The organism is Streptomyces sp. NPDC006544 (assembly GCF_040611715.1).
Classification (GTDB): Bacteria; Actinomycetota; Actinomycetes; order Streptomycetales; family Streptomycetaceae; genus Streptomyces.
On record NZ_JBEXOV010000004.1, the window covers coordinates 22,511 to 38,994 of the forward strand.

Sequence of the window (16,484 nt, forward strand, 5' to 3'; positions counted from 1 at the left end):
CCCGTCCCCGGGGCACCGGCTCAACCCGGCGGTCGGGCGGGCGGAGCCATCGCCCACCGGATCGTGCGCGTCAGGGCGTGCCCGGACAGGCGTACGGACGCCGCCCTCGGACCCGTCACGGGGCGCAGGCCCATCAGGGCGGGGGCCCACGGGGGCAGCAGGGCGATCGCGTTCGCGGCGAGCAGGGCGTACGGGACGCGGGCCGGCCAGGGCAGCGGCGGATGGCGGAGGATGAAACGGGCCGCGTCGAGGGCCTCGGGAGTGGCCCGCAGTTCCGGCCGGTACGCCGACAGCAGGGCCGTCAGCGCGGCCCGGTCACGCGGCGGGTCCACGACGCCGAGGGCCGTCGCCACCACCGCGGTGTCCGCGACGTAGGCGTCGCAGCCCGCCGGGTCCAACGGGTGGGCGCCGAAGCGCTGGTGGGCACGGAGGAAGCTGTCCACCTCGGCCGCGTGCACCCAGCCCAGGAGGTGGGGATCGGCCGCGCGGTAGGGCTCGCCCGCCGTGGTGGTGCCCCGTATCCGTTCGTGGACCGCCCGCACCCGGTCGACGGCCTCCTGCGCGTCCTGCGCGGTGCCGTACGTGGTGACGGCCAGGAACGTGCTGGTCCGTTGGAGCCTGCCCCAGGGGTCGCCCCGGAACCCGGAGTGGGCCGACACCGCGGCCATGGCGAGCGGGTGCAGGGACTGGAGCAGGAGCGCGCTCAGGCCCCCGATGAACATCGAGGCGTCGCCGTGCACCGTACGGATGGGCCGCTCCGGGCCGAACCAGCGCGGTCCGGGCGTGCAGTGGATCCGGGCGCGGTTGGCGGGGCCCGACGGGCCGGCCACCCGGGCGAAGAGCATCGAGCCGAGCCGCTCCCGCAGCTTCACGCTCCCGGTCGCCGTCGTGTCCATGAGGGTGTTCTACCCGCCGTGCGCTCGGCTCATCGCTCGCCCCGGCCGGGGCTCTCTGAGCCGTACCGGGTGAAACCGGATATCAGGGGTAATCGGGAACGTGCCGGGACGGTCGTCGTGACGCAGCAGGGAACCTGCTCACCTCCGATGATCGACGGCCGTCCCGGTCCCGGCGCGATCCACGAGGTGTGGGGAAGAGAACGCCGGGCATGCGAGGCAGGACGGAACGCGAGGACGGAACGCGAGTTCCGTTGTGCACGCGGTGGTTCTGCCGTGCACGCGGTACGGAAGAGGGTGGATCGGCAGGGAAGTGGCTTCCCTCCGACTCCCGTTGACCGGAGGAGTTGTTTTTCGCATGACTGAGAACGTGTGGGGTTACCGCGAGACGTCCGGCCGTCTGTCCGGCGCCGATCTGACGGGCTACAAGGTCGAGGCGGCGGACGGTTCCATCGGCAAGGTGGACAAGCACTCCGACGAGGTCGGTTCCTCGTACATCGTGGTCGACACCGGTCCGTGGATCTTCGGCAAGGAAGTCCTGTTGCCCGCGGGCACCATCAGCCGGATCGACGAGAGTGACCAGAAGGTCTTCGTGGACCGGACGAAGGAACAGATCAAGAACGCTCCCGAGTTCGACCAGGGCAAGCACCTCGGCAACGCGGAGTACCACCGCGAGGTCGGGGGGTACTACGACGGGCCGCACCGTCTGTGACCGACGCGGTCACAGGCACCGCGGAGGCGGGGGCGGCAACCACACGGTTGCCGCCCCCGCCTCCGTCGTTGCCCGAACCGTCACGCCGGGTCGGGGGCGTGAAACCGCCGACGCGCGGGCGCCGCCCGCCCGTTCATCACCAGGAGTGTTTAACGGCCGCCATTCCGGTTACACCAAGTAACTACAGTTGCTCAGACTCCGACGGAAGGCTGGAACATGACCCTCGCTACCGCGCTCATCCTCGTTGCGGTCCTCGTCCTCGTGGTCCTCCTGGTTCTTGCCCCCAGCGCCCCCGCGCGGAGCAACCCGTTCCCGGGCCGCCGGCGCCGGGCCACCCGCCGCCGGTCCACGACGGCCCGAGGGACCGGGATTCCCGGGCAGCGCGGCCTCCAGCACCACGCCCGCTGACGGGAGCGCCGGGTCCCGCGCCCGCACCGTCCGCCGCCTGCGCCCGCCGCCCCCGCCCGCCCGTAGTGCCCTCATGAGGCTCATGTCTCCGCCGAGCAACAGGGAGTGACTCCCGTCACTTCCAGTGACGGATGCGACATAGCCTCCGTGAAACGGGGCACCCGGGCACCAGCACCACCACCGCGGGCAGGCCGCGGTGCCGCCACCGGAGGTACAGCGCGCCGTGTCCGAGCAGACGACCATCCACATCGCCGGGACCTGGCGTTCCGCCGTTTCAGGAGCCACCCGAGAGATCCTCGACCCGGCGGACGCCACGGTCCTCGCCGTCGTCGCCGAGGCCGGCACCGAGGACACCGACGCGGCCGTCAGTGCCGCCCGCACGGCCTTCGACGAAGGGAAGTGGCCCCACACCCCCGTCCTCGAGCGGGCCGCACTGCTGCGCCGCACCGCCGACCTGCTCCACCGCGACCGGGAACGCCTCGGGCTGCTGGAGAGCCGCGACGCGGGCAAGACCCTCGAAGAGGGCCGCGTCGACGTGGACTGCGTCGCGGACGCCTTCCGCTACTTCGCCGACCTCGTCGCCGGCGAGAGCGCGGGCCGCGTGGTCGACGCCGGCAGCCCCGACGTCCACAGCGTCGTCGTCCACGAGCCCGTCGGGGTCTGCGCCCTGATCACCCCGTGGAACTACCCGCTCCTCCAGGCCTCCTGGAAGATCGCCCCCGCCCTCGCCGCGGGCAACACCTTCGTGCTCAAGCCCAGCGAGATCACCCCGCTGACCACGGTGGCCCTCATCGGACTGCTGGCGGAGGCGGGACTGCCGGCCGGCGTCGCGAACCTGGTCACCGGCCCCGGCGACCCCGTCGGCGCCCGCCTCGCCGCCCACCCGGACGTCGACCTCGTGTCCTTCACCGGCGGACTGACCAGCGGCACGAAGGTGATGCGCGCGGCCGCCGACTCCGTCAAGAAGGTCGCCCTCGAACTCGGCGGCAAGAACCCCAACGTCGTCTTCGCCGACGCCTGTGCCACCGAGGAGGGCTTCGACACCGCCGTCGACCAGGCCCTCAACGCCGCCTTCATGCACAGCGGCCAGGTCTGCTCCGCCGGCTCCCGGCTCATCGTCGAGGAGGGCGTCGCCGAGCGGTTCGTCGCCGAACTCGCCCGCCGGGCCGACCTCATCCGCCTCGGCCGCGGCACCGACCCGGGCGTGGAGTGCGGACCGATGGTGTCCGCCGCCCAGCGCGAACGCACCGAGGAGTACGTGGCCTCCGCCCTCGCCGAGGGAGCAGTGCTCCGCTCCGGCGGCGAACGGCCCGACGGCCCCGGCTACTTCTACCGGCCCACCGTGCTGGACCGCTGCCACCGCGGGATGCGCGTCGTACGGGAAGAGGTCTTCGGGCCGGTCCTGACCGTCGAGACCTTCCGTACCGAGGACGAGGCCGTGGCGCTCGCCAACGACACCGAGTACGGGCTCGCCGGCGGGGTGTGGACCTCAGACCCGGGCCGCGCCCGCCGCGTGGCGGGCCGGCTGCGCCACGGCACCGTCTGGATCAACGACTTCCACCCGTACCTTCCGCAGGCGGAGTGGGGCGGCTTCGGCAAGTCCGGCACCGGACGCGAGCTCGGCCCGTCGGGCCTGGCCGAGTACCGCGAGACCAAGCACGTGTACCAGAACCTCGACCCGCGCCCCGTGCGCTGGTTCGCGGGCTGAAGGAGGAGCAGAACCATGACCGTCCCCACGCCCGCACCCGCCCCCGTGCCCGCCCCCGTGCCTCGCGAACAGGGACCGGAGCAGGAGTACGACTACGTCGTCGTCGGCGGCGGCACCGCCGGCTCGGTGATCGCCTCCCGCCTGACCGAGGACCCGGACGTCACCGTCGCCGTCATCGAGGGCGGCCCCAGCGACGTCGACCGTCCCGAGGTGCTCACCCTGCGCCGCTGGATGGGCCTGCTCGGCGGCGAGCTCGACTACGACTACCCCACCACCGAGCAGCCCCGCGGCAACTCGCACATCCGCCACAGCCGTGCCCGCGTCCTCGGCGGCTGCTCCTCGCACAACACCCTCATCGCCTTCAAACCGCTCCCCTCCGACTGGGACGAATGGTCGAGGGCGGGAGCCGAGGGCTGGCACGCGGCCGCCATGGACCCGTACTTCGACAAGCTCCTCAACAACATCGTCCCGGTGGCCGAGAAGGACCGCAACGCCATCGCCCGCGACTTCGTCGACTCCGCGCAGACCGCCCTGGGCGTCCCGCGCGTCGAGGGATTCAACCGCAAGCCCTTCCACGAGGGCGCCGGCTTCTTCGACCTCGCCTACCACCCCGAGGACAACAAGCGCTCCTCCGCGTCGGTGGCCTACCTCCACCCCGTCATGGACGAACGCCCCAACCTCACGATCCTGCTGGAGACGTGGGCCCACCGCCTGGAACTCGACGGCACCCGCGCGCGGGGAGTCCACGTGCGCGCCGCGGACGGTACGGAGTCCCTCGTCACCGCACGCCGGGAGGTACTGGTGTGCGCCGGCGCCGTGGACACCCCCCGGCTGCTGCTCCACTCGGGCATCGGACCGCGCGCGGACCTGGAAGCCCTCGGCATCCCCCCGGTGCACGACCTGCCCGGGGTCGGCGAGAACCTGCTCGACCACCCCGAGTCGGTGATCGTCTGGGAGACCGACGGCCCGATACCCGAGAACTCCGCCATGGACAGCGACGCGGGGCTGTTCGTCCGGCGCGATCCCCGGTCGCCGGGGCCCGACCTGATGTTCCACTTCTACCAGGTCCCCTTCACCGACAATCCCGAGCGCCTCGGCTACGAACGCCCCGCGCACGGCGTGTCGATGACCCCCAACATCCCCAAGCCCCGCAGCCGCGGCCGCCTCTACCTGACCAGCGCGGACCCCGAGGTCAAACCGGCCCTGGACTTCCGCTACTTCACGGACGAGGACGACTACGACGGCCGGACCCTGGTGGACGGCATCAAGATCGCCCGCGAGATCGCCGCCACCGAGCCCCTCGCCGGCTGGCTGGGGCGCGAGGTGTGCCCCGGCCCGGAGATCACCGGTGACGAGGAGCTCAGCGCCTACGCCCGCTCCGTCGCGCACACCGTCTACCACCCGGCCGGCACCTGCCGGATGGGCGCCCACGACGACCCCGGGGCCGTCGTCGGCCCGGACCTGAAGATCCGCGGGCTCGAAGGCATCCGCATCGCGGACGCCTCCGTCTTCCCGACGATGCCCGCGGTCAACCCGATGATCGGAGTACTCATGGTCGGCGAAAAGGCAGCCGAACTGCTGGCCCGCGAAGACGGTACCCGGTGAACGCCATGGTGAACGGCACCCCGGCCGCGCCCGCCGGCCCCACCGCACCCCCCGTCTTCGCCGTGGACGGCCTGTGGAAGGTCTTCGGCCCCCAGAAGGCAGCCTCCAAGGTCCCCGGCTCCGCCGACGCCGACCTGTCCGCCGCCGAACTGCGCGAGCGCACCGGCTGTACCGCGGCCGTCCGCGACGTCACCTTCGACGTCCGCAAGGGCGAGGTGTTCGTGGTGATGGGCCTGTCCGGCTCCGGCAAGTCCACCCTCGTACGCTGCCTCACCCGGCTCGTCGAACCCACCGCCGGAAGCCTCGCCATCGACGGCGAGGACGTCCTCGCCATGGACACCGCCCGGCTCCGCGGCCTGCGCCGCCACCGCGCCGCCATGGTCTTCCAGCACTTCGGCCTGCTCCCGCACCGCACCGTCCTCGACAACGTCGCGTACGGACTGGAGATCCAGGGCGCCGGACGCGGCGACCGGCGGCGCAGGGCCGCCGAGCTCGTCGCCAAGGTCGGCCTCGAAGGACTGGAGGACCGCCGCCCCGGCCAGCTCTCGGGCGGCCAGCAGCAGCGTGTCGGCCTGGCCCGCGCCCTCGCCTGCGACCCCGAAGTGCTCCTGTTCGACGAGCCGTTCAGCGCGCTCGACCCCCTCATCCGCCGCGAGATGCAGGAAGAGGTCGCCCGGCTCCACCACGAAGAGGGCCGCACCATGGTCTTCATCACCCACGACCTCGCCGAGGCCCTGCGCCTGGGCGACCGGATCGCGCTGATGCGCGACGGCCGCATCGTGCAGCTCGGCACGCCCGAGGAGATCGTCGGCTCGCCCGCCGACGACTACGTACGGGACTTCGTCCGCGACATCCCCCGCGAACAGGTGCTCACCGTCCGCACCGCGATGCGCCCGGCCACCGCGGGCGAGGCGGAACAGGGACCCGCGCTGGGGCCGGCCACCACCGTCGTCGAAGCCATCCAGGCCGTCGCCCGCAGCGGCGGTCCGGCCCGCGTCGTGGACCGCGGCCGCTGCCTCGGCGTCGTCGACGACGCCGGGCTGCTCGCCGTCGTGGCAGGCCTGCCCCGAGCCACCGGACGGGGGGTGGCGGCATGACCGGCCCCGCCCTCCCCGCGGCCCCCGTCCCCGATGCCCGGAGGTGGTGCGCATGACCACGACCCCGACCCACACCCCGCCCGACACCCGCGCCGCCGCCCCTTCGGAGGCCCCGCAGTCCTCCGAACGGCCCGCCGGCCCGCGTCCCGCCCTCGCGGAGCCCGCTCCGCGGGACCGCCCCCGCAGAGCCCGGTCCGGCCCCGGCGCGCGCCGCCGCATCCTCCTGCCGCTGGGCGTCGCCGCCGTCCTGCTGATCCCGCTCGCCGTCGCCTTCCCGGGCGCCGGCGGCTGGCCCGCCGCCCTGGCCGTGGACCTGTCCGGCCCGCTCGGCCGCGCCGGCGACTGGATCATCGACCACCGCGACAGCCACCCGTTGTTCCTCTACTTCTTCGGCCACGTCAGCAACGCCGTCGTGGTGTCCGTCCGCGCCGTGTACGTGCTCCTCCTCGCCGCCGGCTGGACCGGGGTCACCGCCCTGGCCGCCCTGGTCGCCTGGCGCCTCGCCGGCATCCGGCTCGCCCTCACCTGCACCGCCGCCTTCGCCGCCTGCGGGCTGCTCGGCATGTGGGTGCCTACCATGCAGACCCTCGCGCTGATGGTCGTCGCCGTCGCCGCCTCCGTCGTGCTCGGCGCCCTCCTCGGTCTCGCCTCGGGGCTCTCCCCGCGCGCCGACCGCCTGCTGCGGCCCGTACTCGACACCATGCAGATCCTTCCCGCCTTCGCGTACCTGCTGCCGATGGTGCTGGTCTTCGGCATCGGCGTGCCCGCCGCCGTCCTCGCCACCGTCGTCTACGCCGCCCCGCCCATGGCCCGCCTCACCGCCCTCGGCCTGCGCGAGGCCGACGCCGGCGTCATGGAGGCCGCCGACTCGCTCGGCGCCACCGGGCGACAGCGGCTGCTGACCGCCCGGCTCCCGCTCGCGCGCCTCCAGCTCCTGCTCGGCGTCAACCAGGCCATCATGACCGGCCTGTCCATGGCCGTCATCGCCTCCGTGATCGGCGCGGGCGGCCTCGGCGACCGCGTCTACCAGGCCCTCGCCTCCGTCGACGTCGGCGCCGCCCTGGCCGCCGGCATCCCGATCGTGCTGCTCGCGGTGGTCATGGACCGCACCGCCGACGCCGCGGGCCGCCGGGTCGGCACCGCCCCCGTCCCCCTGGCCGACCAGCACCTGCTGCGCCGGGTGTTCTCCGGCTGGTACGGCCGGCTGCTCACCGTCCTCGCGGCCGTGGCCGCCGCCGTCGCCGGGCGCATCGCCGGCAGCTCCCTGTGGCCCGAGTCCTGGACCGTCTCCCTCGCCGACCCGGTCAACTCCGCCGTCGCCTGGATGACCGGCCACCTCTACTCCGGCGTCCCCTTCGTCGGCGGCACCGCCGACTGGGCCGCCCGCTTCACCGGCTGGATCCTCGACCCGCTGCGCGCGGGACTCCAGGCCGCACCCTGGTGGCTGCTGCTCCTCGTCGCCTGCACGCTCGCCCTCCTCGCGGGCACCTGGCGCACCGCGCTCACCGCGGTCCTCGCCCTGGCCGCCGTCGGCGTCCTCGGCGTGTGGGAGGCCTCGCTGGACACGCTCTCCCAGGTCCTGGCCGCCGTGGCGGTCACGCTCGTACTCGGCTTCGCGATCGCCGTGGGAGCCGCCCGCAGCGCCCGTGCCGAACGGCTCCTGCGGCCCGTCCTCGACATCTGCCAGACCCTGCCGCAGTTCGTCTACCTGATCCCCGTGGTCGCGCTGTTCGGCGTCGGCCGCGCACCGGCCGCCGCTGCCGCCGTGGTGTACGCGCTCCCGGCCGTCGTCCGGATCACCGTCCAGGGCCTGCGCGAGGTGGACCCGACCGTCGTGGAATCCGCCCGGTCGCTCGGCGCGACCCGCTCCCAGCTCCTGCGCCAGGTCCAACTGCCCCTGGCCCGGCCCGCGCTGCTCCTGGCCGTCAACCAGGCCGTGGTCCTCGTCCTCGCCGTCGTCATCATCGGCGGCCTGGTCGGCGGCGGCGCGCTCGGCTACGACGTCGTCCTCGGCCTCGCCCAGGGCGACCTGGCCACCGGTCTGGTGGCCGGAGCCGCGATCGTCTGCCTCGGCCTGCTCCTCGACCGCGTCACCCAGCCCGCGAAGGAGGCCTGACATGCGCGACGTCCACACCCGGCGCCCCCGGCGACCCCTGCGCCCCCTGCGCCCCCGGCGCCTCCTGCGCACCGGTGCCGTCCTCGCCGCCGCGACCGGACTCGCCGTGCTCACCGGCTGCGGAGCCGCCGACATGACCCGTCAGGCCTCCCCGTACGCCGCCGCGCAAGGCGCGAAGACCGTCACCCTCTCCGTCCAGTCGTGGGTCGGCGCCCAGGCGAACACCGCCGTCGCCTCCTACCTCCTCGAACACGAGCTCGGCTACCGCGTGGACACCGTCCAGGTCGACGAGGTCCCCGCCTGGGACGCCCTCAGCCAGGGCCGCGTCGACGCGATCCTGGAGGACTGGGGACACCCCGAGCAGGAGAAGCGGTACGTGGAGGGCAAGAGGACCATCACCCCCGGCGGGGACCTCGGGGTGACGGGCCACATCGGCTGGTTCGTCCCCACCTACTTCGCCGAGGCCCACCCCGATGTCACCGACTGGAAGAACCTCGACAAGTACGCCGATCAGCTCCGCACCCCCGAGAGCCGCGGCAAGGGCCAGCTGATGGACGGCTCCCCGTCCTACGTCACGAACGACAAGGCGCTGGTGAAGAACCTGGGACTGGACTTCGAGGTGGTCTTCGCGGGCTCGGAGGCGGCCCAGATCACCCAGATCAAGCAGTTCGCCAAGGAACACAAGCCCTTCCTGACGTACTGGTACGAACCCCAGTGGCTCTTCGAGCGCGTCCCGATGACCGAGGTGAAGCTCCCCGAGTACACCGAGGGCTGCACGGACGATCCGCAGAAGGTGGCCTGCGCCTACCCGCACACGCCGCTGCAGAAGTACCTGAACACGCGCTTCGCGGACTCGGGCGGCAAGGCGGCCGCCTTCTTGAAGAAGTTCCACTGGACCAAGGAGCAGCAGAACGAGGTCTCACTGATGATCGCCGAGGAGAAGCTGTCACCGCAGCAGGCGGCGAAGAAGTGGGTGGAGCGCAACGAGAACGTGTGGAAGCCCTGGATGAATTGATCACCCCGGGCCCTCCCCGCTCCCGCCGCCGTGGGGAGGGGGGAGGGCCCGGAGCCGCCGGGGGCCGGAGGCAGCGGCCGACCGTATCGCTTCGCTCCCTCCGGCCGCGCCAGACCTCCTCCGGCCCGCGGGCAATATACGCGGGGATTTCCTTAGATTTCATAGCATTTCGGACATTCGACTCGGTCTCCCGAAGGGCTACGACCGGTCGCTCTCGGTGAGATCCGGGGGCCCCGAAGGTGAGCCGCCCCATAGGGCCCACGTCACATACGAGCTGGCCTAGTAGCTCGTGACGGCGCGCTGCCGCCCCCTTGGTACCGGCTCCCACCAGCGCCGATGCGCCCCGGCCCGCCCATGGGCGGCGGGCTCCTGTCTAGGGGGACCCGTAGTAGAGGGGTTCGTTGCCAGGCCTGCGGGGCGTCTGTAGAACTGGATGAGTCGCCGGGCGGCACGGGTGCTTCACCCGCCGCCGACGAACCCCTCTCCTGTGTGTGAGTGGCTCACGCATGTCTACGGCATGCCGCGACCGTCTCTGCCGCCTTCGAAAGGTTCATCCGTGTCTCGTTCGGTCATCCGTCGTATCGCCGCTTCCAAGAAGACCCTCGCCGGTTCCCTCGTCGCCCTGGGCGTCGCCGGCAGCATGCTCGCCACGGTTCCCGCCCAGGCGGCTCCGATGGACGCGAAGGCGATCGCGCACCGGATGATCAAGGACCCGGCCCAGTTCGCCGCCTTCGACAAGATCATTTCGCACGAGAGCGGCTGGAACCACACCGCGACGAACTCCTCCTCGGGTGCCTACGGCCTGGTCCAGGCCCTGCCGGCCTCGAAGATGGCCTCGGCGGGCTCGGACTGGAAGACCAACCCGGCCACCCAGATCAAGTGGGGCCTGGACTACATGAACTCCCGCTACGGCAGCCCCGTCGGCGCCTGGAACTTCTGGTCCGCCAACCACTGGTACTAAGCCACCAGCACGCAGCCGCCAGCAGCAGCGGGCGGCGGGCAGCAGACGCACGAAAACGCTCGGCAGGGACTTCCCTGCCGGGCGTCTTCGTGCAGGGGGGCCGCCGCGTTCACCCGTCGCCCCGCCGAGGACGGTCCGCCCGGAGTCTTCGCCGGACCTGCCCGGGAGTCGCGCCGCCCCTCTTCCGTTCTCTGCGGGGAGCGGCGGAATCCGAGCTCAGAACTCGCCGTCGATCCCTGTGACCGCCGGAGGGCCCAGGGGCGCGTCCTTCTCCGGGAAGCCCAGCTCTTCGAGGGCGCCCGCCACCAGGCGAACGGCGTCGCCCTCGGCCGTGGCCCGGTCGGGTGCCTCGACCTCGAGGCGGGCGGAAAAGGTGCCGCCCTCGTGGACCGTCAGCAGTTCGACGTCTTCGGTCTCGCTCAGGTCGGTGTGGTGCGAGGCCAGCCTCCTCGCCAGCTTGGAGCGCGTCGCGTCGTCGACGTCCCTCAGGAACGTGCCGGGCACGGTGATGACGTAAGTGGTCACGGTTACCTCCTGTCGGCTGGCAAAGGATCTCGCGGGCCGCACCCTCGGTCAACCGCGCGCGAGGCGATTCGAAGATCGCCCACCGGACGGATCACTGCCCGGCGGCGCGCGGCCACCCCCATCTTCCGCGGGGTGCTGCGGGCCCCGGAACTGCGGGCCCGCCCGGCTCCACCGTGCCACCAGGACTCAGCAGGGGAACCGGCCGCAGAGCCAGTTGCCCGGCTCCGTCGGGTCGTCGCTCATCCAGAACTGCCGCCACAGCAGGGCGAACTCCTCGCGGCTGAGGTGCCCGTCGCCGTTCAGGTCGAGCAGCTCGAACACGCCCGCCGTGTCCACGGGCTGCCCGTTCCAGGTTTCGACGAGCCGGCGGTGTTCCTCCGGTGAGATGCGGCCGTCACCGTTGGAGTCCACGGCGGCGAACACGGTGTCGGCCGTCGCCGTGACCTCCGCGACCATGGCGGGCAGCCTGTCGACGAGGGAGAGCAGCTCACCCATGTCCACCGCGCCGTCCCCGTTCGCGTCCCCCGCCTCGAGCAGCGCCGCCCACCAGCCCATCAGCAGCGCCTCCACCCGCACGCGCAGCTCCGTCCCGGGGCCGACCCCGGGCAGCCGGCTCCAACGGTCGACGAGCGCGGTGAAGTCCTCCTCGCGCAAGTAGCCGTCGCCGTCCGCGTCGAACGCGGCGAACATCCCCCTGAGCTTGCGCTCCTGAAACGCGCTGGCCATGACCGGCCTCCCTCGTAGCGGAACCGAACCACCACCCGCCGACCTGCCCGACCGGTGGCGGACAGCGCGTAACTATAGGTCGAGGCGCACACCCGCCCCCATCGGCACATGTGCGCGAACCTTCACCCCCGGTGCGGCGCGGTCCGGCCGCCGCACGGTCAGCCGGTGCGGTCGGCCAGGGCCGCGTCGACCGCGGCCTCGGCGTGCAGGCGGGCGGTCGGGAAGACCGGTACGGGGCTGTCCTCGGGCCCGATGAGGAGCTCGATCTCGGTGCACCCGAGGACGATGCCCTCGGCGCCTGCGGCCACGAGGTCCTCGACGACCCGGCGGTAGGCCGCACGCGACCCGTCCCGGACGACGCCGAGACAGAGTTCCTCGTAGATCACCCGGTGCACGAGCGCCCGCCCCTCGGAGTCCGGGACGAGGACGTCGAGCCCGCCCGCGGCGAGGCGTCCCCGGTAGAACTCCTGCTCCATGGTGAACGCGGTGCCCAGCAGCCCCACCCGGCGCAGTCCCGCGGTGCGGACGGCGGCCACGGTGGTGTCCGCCAGGTGCAGCAACGGGACGGAGACCGCCGCCTCGACGGAGTCCGCGACCTTGTGCATGGTGTTGGTGCAGATGAGCAGCAGATCGGCGCCGGCCGACTCCAGCGACCGGGCCGCGGCCGCCAGTACCTCGCCGGCCTCCGCCCAGCGGCCCTGGACCTGCAACTGTTCGATCTCCGCGAAGTTCACGGAGTAGAGGAGACAGCGAGCCGAGTGAAGCCCGCCGAGACGCTCGCGCGTCCGCTCGTTGAGGATGCGGTAGTACTCCGCCGTCGACTCCCAGCTCATCCCGCCGATCAAACCGATCGTCTTCATGCCCGTCTCCGTGCTCCGCTCCGGTACCTCGTCCATCCCGTCCACTGACTATAAGCAGAGTGCGATCTGCCGCGCACCTTCATAAGTAATACTTTGAGACCCTCGCGGCCGGGCTGCAGGCGGGCAGGCGGGTCGGCGGGTCGTCCTGCCGGCCCGTGTCGCGTCGTCGTAGGCCTCGGATTCCGGGGGACGCCATCGCCGCTCCGTGGCACCCGGCGGCCGCGGCGCACCCTGGACGGCCCCTCGCGGGTGCGTTACCTTCCGACGCCATGAGACTTCTGGGAGTTGGCATGTGCGCGGCAGCTTTGCTGCTGGGGGTGGCGGCGCCTCCGGCGCAGGCCGCAGGTGGGTTACGGGACCTCCAGGGCGCGGGCTGGGCGCTGAAGGAGACCGGGAAGGACGCCCGCTTCCGGGGGCTGGCGGCGGTCAGCCGGTCCACGGCCTGGGTGGCCGGCTCGAAGGGGACCGTGCTGCGCACCGCGGACGGAGGGCGGAGCTGGCGGGACGTCTCGCCGCCGGGGGCCGTCGCGGACGGGCTGGAGCTGCGCGACATCGAGGCCTTCGACGGGCGGCGCGCCGTGGCCCTGTCCATCGGCGAGGGCGAGGCGTCCCGGGTGCTGCGCACCGAGGACGGCGGTGCCACGTGGACCGAGACCTTCCGCAATCCCGATCCGCGGGCCTTCTACGACTGCCTGACCTTCTTCGACGCCCGACACGGGCTCGCGATGAGCGACCCGGTGGACGGGAAGTTCCGCATCCTGTCCACGGACGACGGCGGGCGGAGCTGGCGGGTGCTGCCGAACGCCGGGATGCCGGACGCGCTACCGGGTGAGGCGGGCTTCGCGGCGAGCGGCCAGTGCCTGGTCGCCGCCGGGCCGCGCGATGTCTGGATGGCCACCGGCGGGGGCGCGCTCGCGCGGGTGCTCCACTCCACGGACCGCGGCCTGACCTGGAAGGCGGCCGACTCGACCGTCCCGGCCGGTGACCCGGCACGCGGTGTCTTCGCCCTCGCCTTCCGGGACCGTACGAGGGGACTCGCGCTCGGCGGCGACTACCGAGCCGGCCAGGCCTCCCCGCAGGCCGCGGCGGTGTCCTCGGACGCGGGCCGCAGCTGGCGCCAGGCGTCGACCCCGCCACCGGCCTACCGCTCGGGCGCGGCCTGGTTCCCGTACGGCGCCGGCACGGCCCTGGCCGTGGGCCCGACGGGCACGGACGTGACCGGCGACGGTGGCCGCAACTGGCGTCCGCTGGATCCGGGGTCGTTCGACACGGTCGCCTGCACGGCCGACGGTGGCTGCTGGGCGGCGGGGGAGAAGGGGCGGGTGGGGCGTCTGGAGCGGGTGGGCCGGGACTGATCGGGGGCGGGCGGGCCGCAGCCCCTGACCGCACCTCCGCCGAGACCGTGTACGCGTCCTCACGAGCGGACGGTGAGGGCCGCCCGCCGGCGGCGGAACACGGGCCGTTCCGTCCCCGCCGCCGTGGAGCGGGCCGGTGGCCTCAGGGGCGAACGAACCCGCGGCGTTCGAGGGTGAGATGGGCGTTTCCCCCCGATCCCTCCCACGGCCTGCCAGGATGGTCCCGTCTCGTAGTCACATGCCGGGAGGCCGAGTTGACCACTTCTCCGGAGGCCGCAGGGCCCAAAGTGCCACCGTCCTACCCGCCGAAGTCGCCCCCGCCGCCCAAGAAGCCGGTCGAGCCCCCGAGGCCGCAGCCGACCACGACCTCGGCGGGCCAACCGGCTCTGCCCCGGCCCCGGATGCGGATCAGGAACCGGCAGACGGTGGCACTGACCTTCCGCGTGGACGAGTGGGCGTCGAAGAAGGCTGCCGGTCAGGCGCTGGATGCCGTGCGCACCTGGGGCTATCCGGGGCTCAGCGAGCCGGACCTCGAGGCCGCCGTACGGCTTCTGGTCGACGCGGCCGTCAAGGACGGTGGCCGACGGGTCAGTGTGCACCTCGGCGACCAGGACGAGAAGGTCCTCGTGGTCGCGCTGAGTCATCGTGCGGGGACCGCGCCGGAGGGGAACGTCTTCGACGGACTCCGGCGACTGGCGACCCTGGACAGCTGCGGCGACGACCTCGGCGACGACGGACGCCGTGTGTGGGCCCTGCTCGACGCGGCGCCCCGCAGGCGGTCCGGCACCGCCGCGTAGGGAGGCGGCGGAGCGTAGGGAGCCGACGGAACGCGAAGAGCCGGCGCAGGAGCGAGAGCTGACGGGGCGTCGTCCCCGCGCGCCGGCCGCACGCTACGCCGCCCCGGCGCGCCTGACGCCGGTCACGCCAGCAGGTTCACGGCCTGCTGGAACAGGCCGGGGAAGTGGGCCGCGGCGGGGGTGATCAGGGGCGCCAGCCGGGGCTGGTTGCGGGCCCACAGCAGGGACTTGGTCAGCAGCCGGTAGTTGCGGGACAGCCGGCACCACGCGCGTTCGTAAGCCTGCGGGCGGCCCTCGCGCAGGCAGCGCACCAGTTCGGCGGCGGCCGTGAGGGCGAGGGCGAGTCCCTCGCCGGTCAGAGCGTCCACGTACCCGGCCGCGTCCCCCACGAACAGGACCCGGCCGGCCACCCGGGAACGGGCCTGCTGGCGGAGCGGACCCGCGCCCCGGACGGGCGTCCGGCCCGACGCCTCTTCGAGCCGGGACAGCAACAGGGGAAAACGGGCCAACTGCGTGTCGTACGGCAGGTGTTCGGAGGTCAGGACGGCGATGCCGACCTGACGCGGGCCCAGCGGAGTGACGTACGCCTCGCAGCCGGCCGACCAGTGCACCTCCACGAGATCGCTCCACGGCTCGACGCAGTAGTGGCGCCGCAGCCCGTACCGAGGCCGCTGCCGTCCGGAGGCCGGCCGCTCGCCCAGGCCGAGCGCCCGGCGCGTCGGCGAGTGCAGTCCGTCCGCCGCCACCAGATAGCGGGCGGCCGTGCCGTCCGCCGTGACGTACCCGTCGTACTGGCCCACCTGGCGGACACGGCGCGGGACGACCCGGACGCCGAGCTCGGCGGCCCGGGCGGCGAGCGCCTCGTGCAGCACGGTGCGGCGCGCGCCGAGGCCGTGGCCCGCCCGGAACACGGCTTCGGCGCGCCGCCCGCCCGCGGCGTCCACGTAGCGGATGCCGCGAAGGGGCCGCCCTGGCACCTGCACGCCGAGAGCGTCCAGGGCGCGCACCGCGCCGGGCATCAGACCCTCTCCACAGGCTTTGTCGATGGGCGCGGGACGCGGTTCGGCGACGACGACGTCGAACCCGGCGAGCGCTCCGTGGATCGCGGTGGCCAGACCCGCCGGGCCGCCGCCGACGACGAGGAGGTCGATCACGGGGCCGTGCCCGGGGCCGTGCCCCGGGCGGCGACGGGACGCGCGCACGTCAGGGCCTCGTCCTCGCAGCGGATGCGTACGGTCAGCAGCGCGGCGTTCAGCAGCGAGAAGCCCAGGGCGGTCATCCACGCGGTGTGCACCAGGGGGAGGGCCACGCCCTCGACGGCGACCGCCACGTAGTTGGGGTGGCGCAGGTACCGGTAGGGGCCGCGGGTGATCAGCGGCAGGCCGGGGACGATCAGCACGCGGGTGTTCCAGCGGGGTCCGAGGGAGCTGATGCACCACCACCGCAGGCCCTGGGCGGCCAGCACCAGGACCAGCGCGGGCCAGCCGAGCAGGGGCACGAAGGGCCGGTCGGCCACCCAGGGCTCCACCAGGCAGCCGAGCAGCAGGGCCGTATGCAGGGCGACCATCGCCGGGTAGTGCCCGGCACCGTGCTCGAGGCCGCCCCGGGCCCGGCTCCAGGCACCGTTGCGGCGCGCGACGCAGAGTTCCGCGAACCGTTCGGCGATGACCAGCAGGACCAGCACGGTGTACGGCGTCATCACGCGA

Annotated in this window: 16 protein-coding genes; 10 read left to right on the forward strand and 6 right to left on the reverse strand. The window is 73.2% G+C overall.

Going from position 1 to position 16,484, the window contains the following annotated elements:
• Positions 1-20: 20 nt before the first annotated feature.
• Positions 21-896, reverse strand: a complete 876-nt coding sequence (locus ABZY44_RS02825) for an oxygenase MpaB family protein (protein ID WP_356649764.1) — start codon at positions 894-896, stop codon at positions 21-23.
• 355 nt (positions 897-1,251) lie between these two features.
• Between ABZY44_RS02825 and ABZY44_RS02830 the strand changes: the two genes are divergently transcribed.
• The 8 genes from ABZY44_RS02830 to ABZY44_RS02865 all read left to right on the forward strand — a co-directional run bounded on the left by ABZY44_RS02830 (position 1,252) and on the right by ABZY44_RS02865 (position 10,515).
• Entirely contained in the window at positions 1,252-1,605 is a 354-nt protein-coding gene (locus ABZY44_RS02830; protein WP_356649765.1) for a PRC-barrel domain-containing protein, read from the forward strand.
• Between the two features lie 216 nt (positions 1,606-1,821).
• Positions 1,822-2,013, forward strand: a complete 192-nt coding sequence (locus ABZY44_RS02835) for a hypothetical protein (protein ID WP_356649766.1) — start codon at positions 1,822-1,824, stop codon at positions 2,011-2,013.
• A gap of 223 nt (positions 2,014-2,236) precedes the next feature.
• Positions 2,237-3,721, forward strand: coding sequence for an aldehyde dehydrogenase family protein (locus ABZY44_RS02840; RefSeq protein WP_356649767.1), 1,485 nt, complete (start codon positions 2,237-2,239; stop codon positions 3,719-3,721).
• 15 nt (positions 3,722-3,736) lie between these two features.
• Positions 3,737-5,326 carry a GMC oxidoreductase gene (locus ABZY44_RS02845; RefSeq protein ID WP_356649768.1) on the forward strand — a complete coding sequence of 530 codons (1,590 nt, stop codon included), beginning with the start codon at positions 3,737-3,739 and terminating at the stop codon, positions 5,324-5,326.
• A gap of 5 nt (positions 5,327-5,331) precedes the next feature.
• A complete protein-coding gene (locus ABZY44_RS02850) occupies positions 5,332-6,423 on the forward strand; it encodes a glycine betaine/L-proline ABC transporter ATP-binding protein (protein ID WP_356649908.1) in 1,092 nt (363 codons plus the stop codon).
• Positions 6,424-6,475: 52 nt separating this feature from the next.
• Entirely contained in the window at positions 6,476-8,539 is a 2,064-nt protein-coding gene (locus tag ABZY44_RS02855) for an ABC transporter permease subunit (protein WP_356649769.1), read from the forward strand.
• Between the two features lie 133 nt (positions 8,540-8,672).
• Positions 8,673-9,554 (forward strand): ABC transporter substrate-binding protein, encoded by an 882-nt coding sequence (locus ABZY44_RS02860; protein ID WP_356649909.1) that lies wholly within the window; start codon positions 8,673-8,675, stop codon positions 9,552-9,554.
• A gap of 517 nt (positions 9,555-10,071) precedes the next feature.
• A complete protein-coding gene (locus ABZY44_RS02865) occupies positions 10,072-10,515 on the forward strand; it encodes a transglycosylase SLT domain-containing protein (RefSeq protein ID WP_356649770.1) in 444 nt (147 codons plus the stop codon).
• 216 nt (positions 10,516-10,731) lie between these two features.
• Here ABZY44_RS02865 and ABZY44_RS02870 read toward each other — a convergent pair whose 3' ends face one another.
• From ABZY44_RS02870 to ABZY44_RS02880, 3 genes are all read right to left on the reverse strand, one after another.
• Positions 10,732-11,040 carry a hypothetical protein gene (locus ABZY44_RS02870; protein WP_356649771.1) on the reverse strand — a complete coding sequence of 103 codons (309 nt, stop codon included), beginning with the start codon at positions 11,038-11,040 and terminating at the stop codon, positions 10,732-10,734.
• Positions 11,041-11,226: 186 nt separating this feature from the next.
• The gene (locus ABZY44_RS02875; RefSeq protein WP_356649773.1) at positions 11,227-11,766 is read right to left on the reverse strand and encodes an EF-hand domain-containing protein; all 540 of its coding nucleotides are present in this window, start codon (positions 11,764-11,766) and stop codon (positions 11,227-11,229) included.
• A 158-nt stretch (positions 11,767-11,924) separates the two neighbouring features.
• Entirely contained in the window at positions 11,925-12,626 is a 702-nt protein-coding gene (locus tag ABZY44_RS02880) for an aspartate/glutamate racemase family protein (protein WP_356649774.1), read from the reverse strand.
• Positions 12,627-12,895: 269 nt separating this feature from the next.
• On the opposite strand from ABZY44_RS02880, the gene ABZY44_RS02885 reads away from it, so the two are divergent.
• Positions 12,896-13,981, forward strand: coding sequence for an oxidoreductase (locus ABZY44_RS02885; RefSeq protein WP_356649775.1), 1,086 nt, complete (start codon positions 12,896-12,898; stop codon positions 13,979-13,981).
• Between the two features lie 425 nt (positions 13,982-14,406).
• Complete coding sequence (locus ABZY44_RS02890) at positions 14,407-14,778, forward strand: hypothetical protein (RefSeq protein ID WP_356649776.1); 372 nt, start codon at positions 14,407-14,409, stop codon at positions 14,776-14,778.
• Positions 14,779-14,900: 122 nt separating this feature from the next.
• Here ABZY44_RS02890 and ABZY44_RS02895 read toward each other — a convergent pair whose 3' ends face one another.
• Both ABZY44_RS02895 and ABZY44_RS02900 read right to left on the reverse strand, forming a co-directional pair.
• Positions 14,901-15,932, reverse strand: coding sequence for an FAD-dependent monooxygenase (locus tag ABZY44_RS02895; protein WP_356649910.1), 1,032 nt, complete (start codon positions 15,930-15,932; stop codon positions 14,901-14,903).
• On the reverse strand, positions 15,929-16,477 hold the full coding sequence (locus tag ABZY44_RS02900; RefSeq protein ID WP_356649777.1) for an isoprenylcysteine carboxyl methyltransferase family protein: 549 nt from the start codon (positions 16,475-16,477) through the stop codon (positions 15,929-15,931). Before ABZY44_RS02900 ends, ABZY44_RS02895 begins: the two co-directional genes overlap by 4 nt.
• Positions 16,478-16,484 lie beyond the last annotated feature (7 nt).

Bases quoted from the DNA above. Each gene is read 5' to 3' on its own strand.
- ABZY44_RS02900 (WP_356649777.1), bottom strand. From the start codon at position 16,477: ATGACGCCGTACACCGTGCTGGTCCTGCTGGTCATCGCCGAACGGTTC.
- ABZY44_RS02860 (WP_356649909.1), top strand. From the start codon at position 8,673: ATGACCCGTCAGGCCTCCCCGTACGCCGCCGCGCAAGGCGCGAAGACC.
- ABZY44_RS02875 (WP_356649773.1), bottom strand. From the start codon at position 11,766: ATGGCCAGCGCGTTTCAGGAGCGCAAGCTCAGGGGGATGTTCGCCGCG.
- ABZY44_RS02850 (WP_356649908.1), top strand. From the start codon at position 5,332: ATGGTGAACGGCACCCCGGCCGCGCCCGCCGGCCCCACCGCACCCCCC.
- ABZY44_RS02855 (WP_356649769.1), top strand. From the start codon at position 6,476: ATGACCACGACCCCGACCCACACCCCGCCCGACACCCGCGCCGCCGCC.
- ABZY44_RS02825 (WP_356649764.1), bottom strand. From the start codon at position 896: ATGGACACGACGGCGACCGGGAGCGTGAAGCTGCGGGAGCGGCTCGGC.
- ABZY44_RS02845 (WP_356649768.1), top strand. From the start codon at position 3,737: ATGACCGTCCCCACGCCCGCACCCGCCCCCGTGCCCGCCCCCGTGCCT.
- ABZY44_RS02885 (WP_356649775.1), top strand. From the start codon at position 12,896: ATGAGACTTCTGGGAGTTGGCATGTGCGCGGCAGCTTTGCTGCTGGGG.
- ABZY44_RS02880 (WP_356649774.1), bottom strand. From the start codon at position 12,626: ATGAAGACGATCGGTTTGATCGGCGGGATGAGCTGGGAGTCGACGGCG.
- ABZY44_RS02830 (WP_356649765.1), top strand. From the start codon at position 1,252: ATGACTGAGAACGTGTGGGGTTACCGCGAGACGTCCGGCCGTCTGTCC.
- ABZY44_RS02865 (WP_356649770.1), top strand. From the start codon at position 10,072: ATGCCGCGACCGTCTCTGCCGCCTTCGAAAGGTTCATCCGTGTCTCGT.
- ABZY44_RS02835 (WP_356649766.1), top strand. From the start codon at position 1,822: ATGACCCTCGCTACCGCGCTCATCCTCGTTGCGGTCCTCGTCCTCGTG.